Genomic DNA, 14828 nt, shown 5'->3' on the forward strand with positions numbered 1-14828 from the left:
TCAGCCCCACAGGTGGGGGAGACTAGCTGGGGGCGCTGGTTTCCCAAAACAATCAGCATTGCAGTTGGCAAAACGGTAGAGGGATGCGAAGGTCCGGCGGCTTGTTATCTCCCCCACCTGTGGGGGGAGATGGCCGGCAGGCCAGAGGGGGGTGCTACATGGCCCCCCTCGCTTCAGCCCTCCCGCAGAACCCGCGCCTCCACCGGCTGCTCGATCCCTTTCAGCGACAACGACCGTGCTTCGGTGCCGCCCATCAGATCGGGGGCCTGGAGGGCAGTCTCCAGCGAGACGAGGATCTCGCCGGATGCGGCCTGCGATTCCAGCCGGGCCGCCTGGTTCACCACGCCGCCGATTGCGGTGAAATCGCTGCGGAAGCTGGAGAATTCGCCGATCTGCACATCGCCGGTATGGATGCCGACGCCGACGCCGAGCGGCTGGCCGATATCGAGGGCGGCCAGCGCCTCGCCGCAGAAGCGCTGGATGTCCTTGCCGGCCATGATCGCGGCGGCGGCATGGTCCGCGCGCTTGATCGGGAAATTGAAGATCGCCATCAGCCCGTCGCCCATCTGCTTGTTGACGATGCCGTCATTGGCCCAGATCGCCTGTGCGGCGCGATCCTGAAACAGGCTGACGATCCGGCTGAGCTCGATTGCGCCGATCCGTTCCGACAGGCCGGTATAGCCGCGGATATCGGCAAAGAGGATGGTGGCGCCTGCGGTGATGTGGCGCTGCTTCTTCACATATTGGAAGGAGCGCTCGCAGATCGTGCAGATGTCGGGGTTCATCTTGCTGCGCGTTATCCCGAAGGCTCGCAAGGGCAGCGAGAGCGGGCCGCGGATCGGGATCGGCATATGCATCTGGTCCCAGCAGCCGCGGCAGATGCCTGCGCTGCCGGATCGTGCCGGCTGTCCTGATATCGCCGATATCGCCATGTGCCGCATTCTCCTGATGACAGAAAAGGAGCTTCTGCCTATCGGGCGGTTTTGGCAACTGTTCAGGGTGCCTATGCGCTTTCCGGCAGGACATTTCGCGCGTCTGCCGCCCGCAGCCGCTTTTCCGCGAGCGCGATGAAGGCGCGCACCAGCGGCGAGAGGTGCTTGCTGCTGGGATAGACGACATGCAGGCCGCCGGAGGCGGTCGTATAATCGCCGAGCACGCGCAGCAGCCGCCCGTCTGCGATGCAGGCGAAGGCGACCCCGTAAGGCAGCTGCGCGATGCCGTAGCCGGCGATCGCCGCCTCCATGACCGCCTGCATCTCGTTGGCGGCGAAGCGTCCTGATACGGACACCGTTTCCGGCCCTTGCGGGCCATCCAGCACCCATTGCGCATGGGCGGCAGATGGCCCGGCGATGACGCAGTCATGGCCTGCGAGTTCATCAGGTGCGGAAGGCCGACCGGCGCGGGCGAGATAGGCGGGGCTGGCGCAGAGCAGGCGATAGGTGGGGCCGAGCCTGCGGGCGATAAGGGTGGAATCCTCCAGCAGCCCGGTGCGGAAGGCGAGGTCTATGCCGTTGTCAACGAGGTTCAGCCGCTCGTCGGTCAGCCGCAGCTCGACCTTGGCCTTCGGATAGGTCGTCATGAATTCGAAAATCGCGTCCTGCAGGAAATGGCCGCTGAAGCCGACGGGAGCCGATATGCGGATCGTGCCAGAGGGCTCGGCCTGCGCTTCGGCGAGCCTGATATTGGCGGCCTCGATCTTCCTGAGCGCTTCGCTCGCCTCCGCATAGTAGAGCCGCCCAGCCTCCGTCATGCCGAGGCTGCGGGTCGTGCGCTGCAGGAGGCGCACGCCGAGGTCACGTTCAAGGGCCGCAACCCGGCGGCTGACCGTCGTCTTGGGCATGGAAAGCAGCCGGGCAGCCGCGGTGAAGCTGCCGGTTTCGACGACGCGGGAGAAGATCACGATATCGTTGAGATCGATCATTGTTGCTCTTGATGGGACGATGTTTGGCACTTTTAGGCCATTATGAGCCAATGCAGCAATCCTAAATCTGCACCATCAGCAACTGCATCAAGAGAAGGAGCAGAGAGATGAGCAACAGCAGAACCATTCTCGTATCGGGCGCAACAGGCCAGCAGGGCGGCGCCGTCGCCCGCGCGCTCGCCGCACGCGGCCACCGCGTCAAGGGACTGACGCGCCGGCCGGACAGCGATAGCGCCAGGCGGCTTGCCGCTGACGGTATCGAGGTCGTCGTCGGCGATCTCAATGACAAGGCGTCGGTTATCAAGGCCGCCAGGGGCGTCGACACGATGTACCTGATGGGCAACAGTTACGAGGCCGGCGTCGAGGCCGAGACGCGCCAGGGGATCGCCGCTGCCGATGCGGCCAAGGAGGCCGGGATCGGCCATCTCATCTATGGCTCGGTCGCCGATGCCGACAGGAAGACCGGCATCCCGCATTTCGACAGCAAATATCTGGTCGAACAGCATGTCGCCGGGCTCGGCATTCCCTATACGATCAGCGCCCCGGTCGCCTTCATGGAAAATACCGTCGCTCCCTGGGCGATCGGCGGCCTGAAACAAGGCGTCCATGCCGCAGCCCTGCCGCCGGCCCGCAAGCTGCAGCAGATCGCCATCGACGATATCGGCCATTTCGTCGCCGCGCTTGCCGAGCGTCGCGAACAGGTCTTCGGCAAGCGTTTCGATATTGCCGGCGACGAACTCTCCGGCGAGGAGCAAGCGAGGATTCTCACCGAGGCAATCGGCCGGCCGATCCGTTTCCAGGAGCTGCCGATTGCGGCCATGCGCCAGCAGAGCGAGGATGCGGCGCTGATGTATGAGTGGTTCGACCGCACCGGCTACTCCGCCGATATCGCCGCGCTCCGCCGGGATTTCCCCGAGGTCGGCTGGCACAGCTATGCCGACTGGGCGAAGGGCTTTGACTGGAGCGTGCTCGACAAGGCGTGAGGTTTTGCGGTCTGTGCGGTCTCCGTCATCCTCGGGACAAGCCCGAGGATGCCGAAGGTAGGCCGCACCGGCATGTCGCACTCCACCTTCGGCAATGCTTTCAAAAGCGTCTTCGGCCGCGCGCCCAAACGCTACTGGCGGGACGCCTGATCGGGCGATCTGCCGGTGCTCTTGACGACAGCCGGCCGGACGCCACTTCAACCGTCACCTAAAGCGGGGGTTCTGGTGCACCGGTTCGATCATTATCTGGTTTTCATTCTGTTGAGCCTCGGCGGCGGGCTCCTGATCGGCCTCATGAATATGCCGGGCGAATGGTATGACTCGCTTGCCAAGCCCTGGTTCACGCCGCCGAACTGGGTGTTCGGTCCCGCCTGGACGATCCTCTATGTCCTGATCGGCATAGCGGGCGCGCGGACCTTCGAGCAGAGCAGGGCTTCGCCTGCCATGATCGCGTGGATCGCTCAGCTCGTCCTGAATTTCGCCTGGTCGCCGGCCTTCTTCGGCCTGCAGCTTCCCGCGCTCGGCCTGGCGATCATCATCGTCCTGCTGCTCTCGATCCTCGCCTTCATCGGCCTTTCATGGCGGCGGGACCTGGTATCATCGGCGCTGTTCATTCCCTATGGCCTGTGGGTCGGGTATGCGACCGCGCTCAATGCGGCGATCGTCTCGATGAATTAGGGTTTGGTTCTGCTTGCGGTGATTGGCACGCAGTCGTAAAAATGGGGCGGACATTGTGCCGTTTTCGAGGGGGAGACTGCGATGCCGTCGAGTTTCAATGTCGAAAGTGCCGATGGTTACGAGCAGCTGATGGGACGCTGGAGCAGAAGGCTCGCGCCCCAGCTCATCGATTTCGCCGGGCTTGCGGATGGGGAAAGTGTTCTCGATGTCGGCTGCGGCACGGGAAGCCTCACCTTCGCGCTGGCGGAAAATCCCGGTCTGAAGGCGATCTCGGCCATCGATTTTTCGCCTGTCTTCGTCGAGGCCGCAAGCCGGCGCAATACTGATCCTCGCATCACCATCCGGCAAGCCGACGCCTGCGCACTGCCCTTCGAGGATAACAGCTTCGACCGCGCACTGTCGCTGCTCGTGCTGCATTTCGTGCCCGAGGCCGGCAGGGCTGTGGCCGAGATGCGGCGCGTCGTGCGTCCTGATGGTGTCGTTGCCGCCGCCGTCTGGGATCATTATGGCGGCATGTCCGGCATGCGGATGATGTGGGATACGGTGGCCATGATCGATGCCAATGCGCGGGCGATGCGCCATCGCTACTCTTTCCAGCCGATGACGCGGCCGGGCGAGATGAAGGCGAGTTTCGTCGGCAACGGCCTCGTCGATGTCGAAGAGACCTCGCTGACCATCCGCATGGATTATAATTCCTTCGACGATTACTGGGCGCCGATCGCTGCCGGCGAAGGCCCGCTCGGCAAATATGTGGCTGGGCTGGATGCGTATACGCGCGCGAGGGTCGATATCGCGGTGAGAGATGCCTATGAGGCCGGGGAGCCAGACGGACCGCGGTCGTTTGCTTCGGTCGCCTGGGCGTGCCGGGGCAGGGTTCCGGGGTGAGCCGGCGTCGGCTGCGATTGATTATGAGGAGGTGACCGCGGCAAGGGGGGCCCACGGCACCGCGCAGGATGAAGCAGACCCAATCCACTCTTTCAATTGCGTCATCTTGGCTATCCGAAACGGCAGCCTCAGCCGGTCGCCGTGATCCAGCGAGGGCTCTACTCCCGTCGAAAGCCTTGTGACTGGCTCTGCCCGCCGCCGCTCTGCGACTGCGATTGGTCTGCCCGATCGTCACGACGTTCCGCTTCCATCTTCCTCGCGCTTTCCTCGAGCGTCTCGCTGGGGCCGGATGCCATCTTCGGCACGCCGGTTTCCTCGCCCACCTGGGCATCATTGGAGACGGCGGGTTCGTCGGCGGCCGGCGCGGCCTCATCCGATACGGTCGACGACGCCATGGCGCGTTCCGTCGCAGTCCGATCCGGCGCGAAGGCGTCTTCCGAGACGGTCATGTCGCCTTCCGCCGCGCCGTTGCGTTCGTCGCTCGAGATGTCATAGGCCGCCGCGGAGCGCGGTACTTCCCAGCCTTCGCGGCGCCAGTGGTCGGCGCGTTCGTCCATGTCGATCGAGCCCTCGTCGTCAAGAATGTCATGCGCGGTTTCATAGCTTGCATCGTCGACCTGTACGGAGACGAGGAAGCCGCCGCGGCGCAGGCCTTCGGCATAGACGGCGCGGTCCTCATCGGGGAAGAGCCAGCCCGCCAGCATCGCCCAGAAGCCGGAGCGGTCGTCGCTTGCGACATTGGCGCGGTCGCCGTCGGCCTCGTAGCCGGGCAGGAGGCGGATAGACTCAGCCGGGATGCCTGCGTCCTTCAGGCGCTCGACACTCCGTTCGGCGTTGTCGCGGCTGTCGAAGAAGGCGGTCAGGCTGCTCGTGGCGGTGCCCGTCGCAAAGGTCGGGGTGTTCTCGTTGTGAAGATTTGGCATGTGATCACTCCCTGGCATTTCGACCATCATCGATGCGCCTCATGCCGCTTGGCTCTCGCAGCCGTCTTCGGCGCCTTATGATGACAACGGGTGCGATTCCGTAAGGTTCCACTCCGGCGGGCAGCAGCGTGCCGGCCCGCAGCGCTCCTTTTCCCTCCGTTGTGGCGGTTTAGCTTGGAAATCGCGGATTCGGGCATCGCCGGAGACGAATGCGCTGAAACATGCCGGGTTGATCAGGCACCGGATTTCCGGCGGTCGCGGTAAGAGTCGAGGCTGACGACATTCGGCCCGAGGTCTTGCGGCACCTCGCTGGAGCGTTCGATGACCGGCCGAGCTTCCTTTTTCGGCATCTCTGCCTGCGCCCGCAGATCCCGCACATCGCCATAGAGCCGCGCCACCAGCTTCCGGTAATAATCGACGATCCGCTGATGCTCTTCGCGCTTGATATACCGCTCCTGGAACGACTGGGCCATGTCACTTTCACCTGCTCGGTCACAGCAGGGAAACTTCCTGCATGGGAGACGGTTCCAGAACGGCTCTCGTGTGGTTAAGGTTTCGTTATCGCTGCGGCGCCTCGCGTGTTTCCGTTCCTGTCGGGGGAGTGAGGAACGTTTGCGCATGAGGGGGCTTCCGGCTCGACCTCGCTTTCTCCTCATCCAACTTTACGCAGAGCGAGCGGATCGGCAGCCCCGCAATCGCGCTGCACCACATCCAGCCTGTGCAATCTCATCGCGGTCGGCGGATCGCCCGCACCTTGCCGCTGCTGCCGCCACCCGCGTAGAAGACATCGCCGCCATCGGATTCCAGCCCGGAGACGCCCGTGTCCTCGGGCATATCCAGCCGTTCCAGCACGTCGCCGGTCTTAGGGTCGATGCGGCGCAGATCGCTCTTGTCGTCCTCCCAGGTGGCGTGCCAAAGCTCGCCGTCCACCCAGGTTACACCCGTGACATGGCGCTTGGATTCGATAGTGCGCAGGATCTTGCCGGTTTCGGGGTCGATCTGGTGGATGCAGTTTTCGCGGTATTGGCCGACCCAGAGGCTGCCTTCGCACCAGGCCATGCCGGAATCAGCGCCTTTGCCCGGGGCGGGGATGGTGGCGACGACGGTGCCGGTTTCCGGATCGATCTTGCGGATCTTGTCTTCGGCGATCTGGAAGAGATAGCGTCCGTCAAAGGCGGTGCCGGCATGAGCGGCGACGTCGATGGCGGTGATTTCCGTGCCGCTTTCGGGATCGAGCGCCCGGAGGTTTTCGCCGGCGGCGAACCAGACCTTGCTGCCGTCGTACGTAACGCCGCCGATGTTGCGCGCGCCTTCGAAGGGGCCGTATTCGCGGATGATCTCTGCCTGCGATGTTTTCATGGTGTTTCCGTCCTCTGTTGCAGGAGAGATGTTAGTCGCTCGGCAGCGGGCCGGGGAGTAACAATGTCGTCGGGAAGCCGACGACAGGCGGCATCATCCAGCGGCGTGCTCTCCCGTTCCCGAAAAACTGCACCTTGCCGGCCGCTTCAAGCGTGTCGAGCGCCCGCTGCACCGTGCGCGGGCTCAAGCCAAGCGCAATCGCAAGAGCCGTGCTGGACCAGGATTCGCCATCGGCGAGAAGCGCCAGCAGGGAGGCATGCTCCTCCTCGACCGGCGGGGCGAGCACCACGACGGCACGCCCGTCATGCGGGATCAGCGCAAAGCCGTGGTTCGTCGCCTTTACATCAGCGAGATCGGCAAGGGCCGCGCGCAGCCGGCCGATCTCGACGCGCAGCCGCGCCCGGTGGGATTCATCCGCATGGCGGGCGCGGAAAGCGCGGGCAAGCAGGACCGAGCGGGAGACATCGGATGGTGCGGCCTCCGCAAGCGCGCGGGCGAGAGCAAACAGCACCGGGCGGCTTGCGAGCGGCACGATCCCGCCGCCCGCGCGCACGACGTTGCGGCAGGCATCGATGACGAGCGTATCGGAGGCAAGCAGCGCTTCGACCTCCTGAAGCTGCAGCAGGCGTTCCGTGCCACTATCGATCAGCCGGGCGGCGGGCGCTTCCAGAACCCTTGCCGCATCGCGTACCTCTATGGTGAGGGACGGAATATCGGCCTTCAGCGCTGCCTCTGCCGCCCTTGCCAGCGCCTGGCGCGCCGGTTCCGTGCGCAGCCTGCGGATCGCCACGCCGGCAATGGCGAGTTCGTGGCCGGCGCGGGCAGCCGGCGGCAGCGGCGAGGGGTCGAGATCGGCGAGCAGCTTTTCGGCCGCATCGAGATGGCCGATCAGCAGCAGGCGGCGGATCTGCAGGTTGCGGGCATGCGCCGCGTTGACGCGGTCGCCGCGCCTTTCGAGCGTGACGCGGGCCGTTTCCAGCGCCTTCTCCGGCCAGGTGAGATCGCGCGAGACGAGGGCGATTTCGGCTTCCGCCACGATGCAGCGGGCGCGGGCCACGGCCTCCCGCGGGCCGAAGGCATGTGCAGCGCTTTTCAGCAGTGCCTTGGCGCGCGTAAGGTCGCCGAGCTGGGCCATGGCGATGCCGCGCAGCGCCAGCGCCGGCGGGTCGTCGCGCAGCGCCACGCGCTTCATGGCGCCCAGAGCATCGCCCACAGCCAGCGCCTGTGCGGCAGCCGTTATCAGCGAGTCCATCGGAATCCCGTCACACTTGTAACTCCCACCCCTCGGGCAACAAGACCTAGTTTATTCCTCATCGGCAGGCAACGGCCCGCCGGATCGTACCTTTCAATGTGACGTGAGGAGAAGACCCATGGTGATGCACAAGACCGGAACACGGGCGGAATGGCTGCAGGCGCGGCTGGCGCTGCTCGAGGAGGAAAAGGAGCTGACGCGCCGCAGCGATGCACTGGCCGAGCGCCGCCAGGAGCTGCCCTGGGTGAAGATCGACAAGGACTACCGGTTCGAGACCGAAGCCGGCATCGTGCCGTTTTCGGCACTCTTCAAGGGCCGGTCGCAACTGCTCGTCTATCACTTCATGTTCGGGCCGGACTATACGGCCGGCTGCCCATCCTGCTCGGCGATCGCCGATGGCTTCAACGGCGTCACCGTTCATCTGGAAAACCACGATGTCGCCTTTACCGCCATCTCCCGCGCGCCGCTGGCCAAACTCCTGGAATTCAAGCGCCGCATGGGCTGGAGCTTCGACTGGGCGTCGTCGGCCGGCAGCGATTTCAACCATGATTTCAATGTGGTGTTCACGCTGCAGGAACAGCGCGACGGCAGCATCGAATATAACTACCGCCGCGAACCGCCGAATCCGGATGCGCAGGCCGGCAAGAGGGTACAGGAATGGGAGCTGCGCGGCGGCGAAGGCCCGGTGGCGCAGATGGCCGCAACGACAGGCACCGATATCTCGACCTACACCCGCGACCGCCCGGGCCTCAGCGCCTTCGTCCTGCAGGACAGCGAGATCTACCACAGCTACTCTTCCTATGCCCGCGGGCTGGACGGAATCTGGGGCATGTATCAGCTGCTCGACCGCGCGCCGCTGGGGCGCAACGAAACCGGTGTGTGGTGGCGTCACCACGATCGTTACGGGGCAGGGCAATGATCATGTCTTCGAAGATGGGGGCCGGCATCAGCGCCGGCCCGCTTCTGCCCGGTATCGCGCGCGGGCTATCGCTTGCGGCAGCACCCACCTTTGCCGTAATGGCTGCGCTCTCGGCAAGCGATCCGGCGGTGGATATGATCTGTTCGATGGGCGGAATGCCGATGCATGGCGCATCGGCGTTCAGCGGCATGGCGGCCATGTATGGGCTGATGAGCCTGTTCCATGTCGGGCCATGGTTACGGTGGATGGGCGGCGAGAGGCACCAAGCCCCCTGCGCTCCCCAGACCTGAAAGGCGGCGCTGTGCGGGGTGCCCCCTGTCCGGCTGGGCTGCCGGCGCGCCCTCACGCTCCGATGCAATCGCTCCCGGGACAGCGATGATCATCATGACGGTCTTGGTCTTGCACGCATCCGACCGCTGCGTCATGCCTAGTTCTGGTCCGAATTTCTGATGCCGGCCGGTTTCTCCTTTTTTAAGATCATTGTCCTAGCGTCTGCGATGCGCCGGTTCTGTATTGCGTCCGCCGCGAGGGGTCATGGATAGTAATTTCGCCTTCCTGCTGCCGGTCATGATGCTGATTTTCGGCTGCACCTTCCTGATCGTCGCCCGGTTCGGGTCGCGGGAAGCGAAGCTTTGGGGGCCGGGCTATCTTTTTTCTGCGGCCGCATTTTCCGTTCCGCTTTTCGACAGCCTGCTTGAAGAGCGCACCGCCTCCGCCATCGCCGATGCGTTGTTCCTTCTTGGGTTCCTTTTCTATTCCGGCGCCGTGCTGGCCCGGTTCAAACGGCCTTCCTATTTCCGGCTGCGTCTTGCCTTTGCCGGGGTGATGTATGCGGGCATGCTCTATGCCGCGCTGGTGGCCGTCAGCATTCCGGCAGAATTCCTGCTGAATGATCTTGCCTGCGCGGCGCTGCTCGGCTTTGCCGTTGCCATTAGTCTGCGGCACATGCGCCATGCGGCCGACAAGCTGCTGCTTGCCGTCTCCGGCCTCGTCATCGCCGATATCATCATTCGCAATGTGATCTTCGTCTTCATCGTGCCGTCCTATGGCGGCCACGAGGATTTCATCTCGTCGGAATATGCCTTCACCATGCAGGCGGCGGCTTCCATACTGGCGCTGATGTTTGCCCTTGCGGCGCTGGCGGCAACGACGCTCGATACGATCGCCGCACATCGTGATGCCGCGGAGCGCGATCCGATGACCGGCATGCTGAACCGGCGCGGCTTCGATCGCATGGTCGAGGAGAGGAAAGGCGCGCAAGGCACCGTCATCATCTGCGACATCGACAACTTCAAATGGGTAAACGACACATTTGGCCACGGACCCGGCGATGAGGTGATCCGCGCTTTTGCCCAGATGCTGCAGGCGCGGCTGCCGGAGGGCGCCTTTGCGGCGCGGTTCGGCGGCGAGGAGTTCGTGATCTTCCTGCCGGCAACGCCGCTGGCGGCGGGCGGCGATTTCGCCAACAAGGTGCGGCTGGCCTTTGCCGCCGTCGACCGCAAGGCGAGCGGCTTCGACGGCAGGCCGATCGGTTTCGACGGCAGGATCACCGCAAGCTTCGGTGTCGCCGGCGCCAATCCGGCGGATCATTCCCTCTACGAGCAGATCGCCCGCGCCGACAAGGCGCTCTACGCCGCCAAGGAAGCCGGGCGCAACAAGGTGATGGTCGAAGGCGAGCCGCCGCGCGACATGTCCAGCCCGCGGGTGGTGGCGGTCAACAGGGGCTGCTGAGCCCATCGACAAATGCGGTCAATGGTGCCGTTCCACGACGGCAATCAACAAGCCTGCCCTTAGGTAGCTGATGTAACATCGACGGCACCTCGAATCCAACGATTTCAATAGATTACAAATCGTCCATGTCGGAAAATCGCCGCATTTCCTACAGACTGCCGTCGCAATTGGCTGAGACCCTGTCACCATCCGGTGATGAGGAGGTCAGTGGTCATGAGCCTGTCTTTTCCGACGATGGCGGCGATCCGTTTCGGGTATGGATTGCGCCCGGGCGAGGCCCCGCCGCAAACCAAGGATGATCTGATCGCGCAGGTGACGCGCGGTGCCGGCAGCGTGCCGGGCTTTCCGGTCGGCGGCATCGAGGCGCGGCGCGCTGCGCTGCTCGACCTGCAGGACAGGCTGAAACAGATCCGGCAGGCCGATGGCGACGATCTCGATCGCCGGCAGCAGCGGCGGCTTCTGCAGCGTCGCGCGCAGATGCTCTTCCAGATGGATGCCAATGCGCGGCTGATGCAGGCGGTGCTTTCGCCCGATGGTTTCAACGAGCGGCTCGCGACCTTCTGGACCAATCATTTTTCCACGAGTGCCGCCAAGAGCCTGCCGATGCGGCTGATCGTGCCGCTTTACGAGGCAGAGGCGATCAGGCCTTACATGGGCGGGAAATTCGCAACGCTGCTGCGAAGCGCCACCGAGCATCCCTCCATGCTGATCTATCTCGATCAGGCGCAGTCGCTCGGGCCGGGTTCCCAAGGCGGCATGCGGCGCAACAAGGGACTGAACGAAAATCTCGGCCGCGAGCTTCTGGAGTTGCACACACTTGGCGCCGGCAGCGGCTATACGCAGGCGGACGTGCGCTCGGCGGCCATGGTGCTGACCGGGCTCACCGTCGACTACAAGGAACTGGAGACTGCTTTTCGCCCGCAGATATCCGAACCCGGCCGACATGAAGTGCTCGGTGTGAGCTATGGCGGGGCCAAGCGCAGGCGCGAGGATTATCTCGCGATGCTCGACGATCTCGCGGCTAATCCGAAGACGGCCGAGCATATCAGCCGCAAGCTTTCGGTGCATTTCATCTCAGACCAACCGCCGCAGGATCTGATCGCTGCCATGAGCGAGGCATGGAAGAAGACGGATGGCGAGCTATCGGCCGTCTACCGCGCCATGCTTGATCATCCGGCCGCCTGGCGGGACGAGGGCGCCAAGGCGCGCCAGCCTTTCGATTATATCGTGACCGGGCTTCGGGCGCTGAACAGCGGCGCGGGCGCAGGCGATGTCGCTGCCTTCATGCAGGCCTATCAGCAGGAAGATGGCGACGGCGACGAGATGATGGCAGTGACGGCGACGAAGGATGCCGGATCGGATAGGCGATCGCCGGATGCGCAAGCCCCTAATACTGAAGCACCCGACGCTCGATCCCCCGACGCTCCAGCAATGAACGCGCCGCCGAGCCTCGATGACGAAGCCAAGATCAAGCGGCGCAAGGCTTTCCAGATGGCGCGCGCGCTCGGGCAGGGCGCTCTTCGCCGCATGGGCCAGCCGACATGGCTGCCGCCAAGCCCGGCCGGTTTCGAGGAAAGTTTTTCCGCCTGGATCACCGCAAGCCAGCTTTCCGAGCGTCTGTCATGGGCGCGCCGCGCCAGCGCGCAGTTCGGCAAGGATGCCGATCCGCGCGAATTCCTGAAAGCGACGCTCGCCGATGCCGCCCGCGACGAGACGATCCGCGTTGTCTCGCAGGCACCGAACAAGATCAGCGGCTTGACGCTGGTGCTTGCTTCTCCCGAATTCAATCGCCGATAGGAGCCTGTCATGACGGAGTTTATGCTTTCGCGCCGTGGTTTTCTGACATCGGCCTGCTGCCTAGCCGCGGCCCCCATCTTCACACCGGTGACCTTTGCGGCCATGCCCGGCGACAACAGGTTCGTGACGATCGTGCTGCGTGGCGCGATGGATGGGCTCGATCTGGTGCAGCCTTATGGCGATGCCGGTTTTGCGGCTTTTCGGCCGACCTTGGCGCTGACGCCGGACAAAGGGCTCATCGATCTCAACGGGCATTTCGGCCTGAACCCGGCGGCCGCCGATCTGATGCCGCTCTGGAAGGCGAAGGAGCTTTCTTTCGTCCATGCCGTTTCGACGCCCTATCGCGACCAACGCAGCCATTTCGACGGGCAGGACATGCTGGAATCCGGCGGCGAGCATGTTGCCGAGGAGAGGACCGGCTGGCTGAACCGGGCGCTTGCCGTCATCCCGCGCTCGGATGCGCGCAAGGCCATCGACGTCAACACCTCCACGGAGCTGATCCTCACCGGGCCGAACAATGTCGATGTCTGGGCGTCGGATTCAAATCTCGGGCCGGCCAGGGATGAGATGCAATTCCTGATGCGGCTCTATGCCGGCGACCCGGCTTTTGCCAAGGCAATGGAGGAGGCGATCCGTGCCAACAGCGCTTCGATGAATGCCGAGCAAGCCAGTCAGCGCGGCGAGAAGATCACCGATGTGGCGGCTCTCGCCGGCAATATGCTGAAGGGCGATTACCGTATCGCCAGCTTCTCGATTACCGGCTGGGATACGCATGTCGGCCAGCTTAACCAGTTCAAACGGCCGGTACAGGATCTGGCGCAGGCGATCACGACGCTGAAGGTCACGCTCGGGCCTGATCTGTGGTCGAAGACGGTGGTGCTTGCGATGACGGAGTTTGGCCGCACCGTGCGCGAGAATGGCTCCGGCGGGACGGATCACGGCACGGGCGGCTGCGCGGTGCTGGCGGGCGGAGCGATCGATGGCGGGAAGATTCTCGGCAAATGGCCGGGAATTGGCGATGGCGCGCTGCTCGACGACCGCGACCTGATGCCGACGGCCGATGTGCGGGAACTGGCGGCGGCGATGCTCTACCGGCAGTTCGATGTGTCGGCCGACGATCTGACGGGCAAGATCTTTCCGGGTTTGAGTTTCGACAAGGGATCGCAGTTTTTGCGGGGTTGAGGCATGTTTTGTTACAATGTCGTATGCGTCAGCGCACTTGGCCCCCTCATCCGACCCTTCGGGCCACTTTCTCCCCGCCGGGGAGAAGGGGAAATGCCGCGATCGTTTCTGCATTTTCAAAGCCATCGTATGCCACGTCCCCTCTACCCAGCGGGGAGAGGGTTAGGGTGAGGGGGCCAGAGGTGCCAAGCTTGCATCCCGCTAACTTTGGCCCACACTTCAAATCAAGTCGTAAAGCCTGAAGATCCACGTGATCTGATAGAGCAGCCCCGCGATCACGAACGCCGCATGAAACCGCCTGTTCGCCGTCCAGGCCGCAACGATACACAGCACGATATAAACGGCGTTTCTGACCGGATATTCCCACCCAAGGGCCGCCAGATAGGCTTTGCCCTTCAGCAGCGTATCCAGAAAATCCACCACATAGGTCACTGCCAGCATGCCGAAGAACCAGCGGCGCCGCGAGATGAAATATTCCTCGTAGCCGCCGTAATCCTCGATCGTGGTCGGAAAGATCAGCACGCAGAGGAAGAAGAACAGGCAGCAGAAGTTGATCAGAAACAGATAGACGCCGAACGAGATGACCGCCAGCGACTGCAGGCGATATTCCCACCACCAGAAATGGATGATGAACAGGAACATCGAGGCGACCCAGCCGAGATGTACCCAGTAGACCCTGAACTTGCCGGGTGACTGCACGATGCCGCCGAGGCCGGTCAGCAGGCGGGCGAGCGAGAGGCCGATCACCATCGACATCACGGTGCGGATGTAGACGTAGACCTCCGGTGTCGCCGCCGCCTGCATCATCTCACTCCTGCGGGACGACCTTGGGTTTGCCGTCCTCGTCGAGCGCTACCATGATGAAGGTGCCGGCGGTGACCTTTTCCTGCTGGTTATAGCGTGAGCGATGCGCCCAGGCTTCAACCCTGAGCGTGATCGAGGTGCGGCCGACGCGCTCCACCTCTGTATAGATGGACAGCGTATCGCCGATTTTGACCGGCAGTTCGAAGGCCATTTCCTTGACGGCGGCGGTGACGACGCGCCCCCTGGCGCGCTCGGCGGCGCGGATGCCGCTCGCCAGGTCCATCTGCGCCATGACCCAGCCGCCGAAAATGTCACCGGCCGGATTGGCGTCTCCGGGCATGGCGAGCGTACGCAGTGTCAGTTCGCCTGTCGGCTTGGCGGCATCGGTCATCAG

Annotated in this window: 16 protein-coding genes; 8 read left to right on the forward strand and 8 right to left on the reverse strand. The window is 63.9% G+C overall.

All coding sequences use genetic code 11. The features are described from left to right. Nucleotides 1-173 precede the first annotated feature (173 nt). On the reverse strand, nucleotides 174-941 hold the full coding sequence (locus JNB85_RS27305; protein WP_220337551.1) for an adenylate/guanylate cyclase domain-containing protein: 768 nt from the start codon (nucleotides 939-941) through the stop codon (nucleotides 174-176). Between the two features lie 62 nt (nucleotides 942-1003). Continuing rightward, nucleotides 1004-1921, reverse strand: coding sequence for a LysR family transcriptional regulator (locus tag JNB85_RS27310; protein ID WP_220337552.1), 918 nt, complete (start codon nucleotides 1919-1921; stop codon nucleotides 1004-1006). A gap of 107 nt (nucleotides 1922-2028) precedes the next feature. Here JNB85_RS27310 and JNB85_RS27315 point away from each other — a divergent pair, with 107 nt between their 5' ends. The 3 genes from JNB85_RS27315 to JNB85_RS27325 all read left to right on the forward strand — a co-directional run bounded on the left by JNB85_RS27315 (nucleotide 2029) and on the right by JNB85_RS27325 (nucleotide 4467). After that, the gene (locus JNB85_RS27315) at nucleotides 2029-2904 is read left to right on the forward strand and encodes an NmrA/HSCARG family protein (protein WP_220337553.1); all 876 of its coding nucleotides are present in this window, start codon (nucleotides 2029-2031) and stop codon (nucleotides 2902-2904) included. A 225-nt stretch (nucleotides 2905-3129) separates the two neighbouring features. Then, nucleotides 3130-3582 (forward strand): TspO/MBR family protein, encoded by a 453-nt coding sequence (locus JNB85_RS27320; RefSeq protein WP_338050370.1) that lies wholly within the window; start codon nucleotides 3130-3132, stop codon nucleotides 3580-3582. 81 nt (nucleotides 3583-3663) lie between these two features. Beyond that, entirely contained in the window at nucleotides 3664-4467 is an 804-nt protein-coding gene (locus JNB85_RS27325; RefSeq protein WP_220337554.1) for a class I SAM-dependent methyltransferase, read from the forward strand. A gap of 158 nt (nucleotides 4468-4625) precedes the next feature. Here the strand turns inward: JNB85_RS27325 and JNB85_RS27330 are convergent, their stop codons facing one another. From JNB85_RS27330 to JNB85_RS27345, 4 genes are all read right to left on the reverse strand, one after another. After that, the gene (locus tag JNB85_RS27330; RefSeq protein ID WP_220337555.1) at nucleotides 4626-5390 is read right to left on the reverse strand and encodes a hypothetical protein; all 765 of its coding nucleotides are present in this window, start codon (nucleotides 5388-5390) and stop codon (nucleotides 4626-4628) included. Between the two features lie 233 nt (nucleotides 5391-5623). Beyond that, nucleotides 5624-5863: a hypothetical protein gene (locus tag JNB85_RS27335; RefSeq protein WP_220337556.1), complete on the reverse strand. Its 240-nt coding sequence runs from the start codon at nucleotides 5861-5863 to the stop codon at nucleotides 5624-5626. 253 nt (nucleotides 5864-6116) lie between these two features. Next, nucleotides 6117-6749: a Vgb family protein gene (locus tag JNB85_RS27340; protein WP_220337557.1), complete on the reverse strand. Its 633-nt coding sequence runs from the start codon at nucleotides 6747-6749 to the stop codon at nucleotides 6117-6119. A gap of 31 nt (nucleotides 6750-6780) precedes the next feature. After that, entirely contained in the window at nucleotides 6781-8001 is a 1221-nt protein-coding gene (locus tag JNB85_RS27345) for an HTH domain-containing protein (protein ID WP_220337558.1), read from the reverse strand. Nucleotides 8002-8119: 118 nt separating this feature from the next. Here JNB85_RS27345 and JNB85_RS27350 point away from each other — a divergent pair, with 118 nt between their 5' ends. From JNB85_RS27350 to JNB85_RS27370, 5 genes are all read left to right on the forward strand, one after another. Then, entirely contained in the window at nucleotides 8120-8920 is an 801-nt protein-coding gene (locus JNB85_RS27350; protein WP_220337559.1) for a DUF899 domain-containing protein, read from the forward strand. 2 nt (nucleotides 8921-8922) lie between these two features. Continuing rightward, nucleotides 8923-9210: a hypothetical protein gene (locus JNB85_RS27355; protein ID WP_420852297.1), complete on the forward strand. Its 288-nt coding sequence runs from the start codon at nucleotides 8923-8925 to the stop codon at nucleotides 9208-9210. A 244-nt stretch (nucleotides 9211-9454) separates the two neighbouring features. Then, entirely contained in the window at nucleotides 9455-10651 is a 1197-nt protein-coding gene (locus tag JNB85_RS27360; RefSeq protein WP_220337560.1) for a GGDEF domain-containing protein, read from the forward strand. A gap of 213 nt (nucleotides 10652-10864) precedes the next feature. After that, complete coding sequence (locus JNB85_RS27365; RefSeq protein ID WP_220337561.1) at nucleotides 10865-12448, forward strand: DUF1800 domain-containing protein; 1584 nt, start codon at nucleotides 10865-10867, stop codon at nucleotides 12446-12448. Between the two features lie 9 nt (nucleotides 12449-12457). Then, nucleotides 12458-13630 (forward strand): DUF1501 domain-containing protein, encoded by a 1173-nt coding sequence (locus JNB85_RS27370; RefSeq protein ID WP_220337562.1) that lies wholly within the window; start codon nucleotides 12458-12460, stop codon nucleotides 13628-13630. Nucleotides 13631-13849: 219 nt separating this feature from the next. On the opposite strand, the gene JNB85_RS27375 is transcribed toward JNB85_RS27370, so the two are convergent. Both JNB85_RS27375 and JNB85_RS27380 read right to left on the reverse strand, forming a co-directional pair. Further along, nucleotides 13850-14434, reverse strand: coding sequence for a hypothetical protein (locus tag JNB85_RS27375; RefSeq protein ID WP_220337680.1), 585 nt, complete (start codon nucleotides 14432-14434; stop codon nucleotides 13850-13852). A gap of 4 nt (nucleotides 14435-14438) precedes the next feature. Continuing rightward, nucleotides 14439-14825, reverse strand: a complete 387-nt coding sequence (locus tag JNB85_RS27380; RefSeq protein ID WP_007816464.1) for an acyl-CoA thioesterase — start codon at nucleotides 14823-14825, stop codon at nucleotides 14439-14441. Nucleotides 14826-14828: the final 3 nt, after the last annotated feature.

Source organism: Rhizobium mesosinicum, from assembly GCF_019511345.1.
GTDB classification, from domain to species: Bacteria; Pseudomonadota; Alphaproteobacteria; order Rhizobiales; family Rhizobiaceae; genus Rhizobium; species Rhizobium mesosinicum.

Coding starts and splice junctions, on each gene's coding strand:
- JNB85_RS27345 (WP_220337558.1), bottom strand. CDS start 8,001: ATGGACTCGCTGATAACGGCTGCCGCACAGGCGCTGGCTGTGGGCGAT.
- JNB85_RS27305 (WP_220337551.1), bottom strand. CDS start 941: ATGCGGCACATGGCGATATCGGCGATATCAGGACAGCCGGCACGATCC.
- JNB85_RS27375 (WP_220337680.1), bottom strand. CDS start 14,434: ATGCAGGCGGCGGCGACACCGGAGGTCTACGTCTACATCCGCACCGTG.
- JNB85_RS27340 (WP_220337557.1), bottom strand. CDS start 6,749: ATGAAAACATCGCAGGCAGAGATCATCCGCGAATACGGCCCCTTCGAA.
- JNB85_RS27350 (WP_220337559.1), top strand. CDS start 8,120: ATGGTGATGCACAAGACCGGAACACGGGCGGAATGGCTGCAGGCGCGG.
- JNB85_RS27330 (WP_220337555.1), bottom strand. CDS start 5,390: ATGCCAAATCTTCACAACGAGAACACCCCGACCTTTGCGACGGGCACC.
- JNB85_RS27315 (WP_220337553.1), top strand. CDS start 2,029: ATGAGCAACAGCAGAACCATTCTCGTATCGGGCGCAACAGGCCAGCAG.
- JNB85_RS27380 (WP_007816464.1), bottom strand. CDS start 14,825: ATGACCGATGCCGCCAAGCCGACAGGCGAACTGACACTGCGTACGCTC.
- JNB85_RS27310 (WP_220337552.1), bottom strand. CDS start 1,921: ATGATCGATCTCAACGATATCGTGATCTTCTCCCGCGTCGTCGAAACC.
- JNB85_RS27355 (WP_420852297.1), top strand. CDS start 8,923: ATGTCTTCGAAGATGGGGGCCGGCATCAGCGCCGGCCCGCTTCTGCCC.
- JNB85_RS27325 (WP_220337554.1), top strand. CDS start 3,664: ATGCCGTCGAGTTTCAATGTCGAAAGTGCCGATGGTTACGAGCAGCTG.
- JNB85_RS27335 (WP_220337556.1), bottom strand. CDS start 5,863: ATGGCCCAGTCGTTCCAGGAGCGGTATATCAAGCGCGAAGAGCATCAG.
- JNB85_RS27365 (WP_220337561.1), top strand. CDS start 10,865: ATGAGCCTGTCTTTTCCGACGATGGCGGCGATCCGTTTCGGGTATGGA.
- JNB85_RS27370 (WP_220337562.1), top strand. CDS start 12,458: ATGACGGAGTTTATGCTTTCGCGCCGTGGTTTTCTGACATCGGCCTGC.
- JNB85_RS27360 (WP_220337560.1), top strand. CDS start 9,455: ATGGATAGTAATTTCGCCTTCCTGCTGCCGGTCATGATGCTGATTTTC.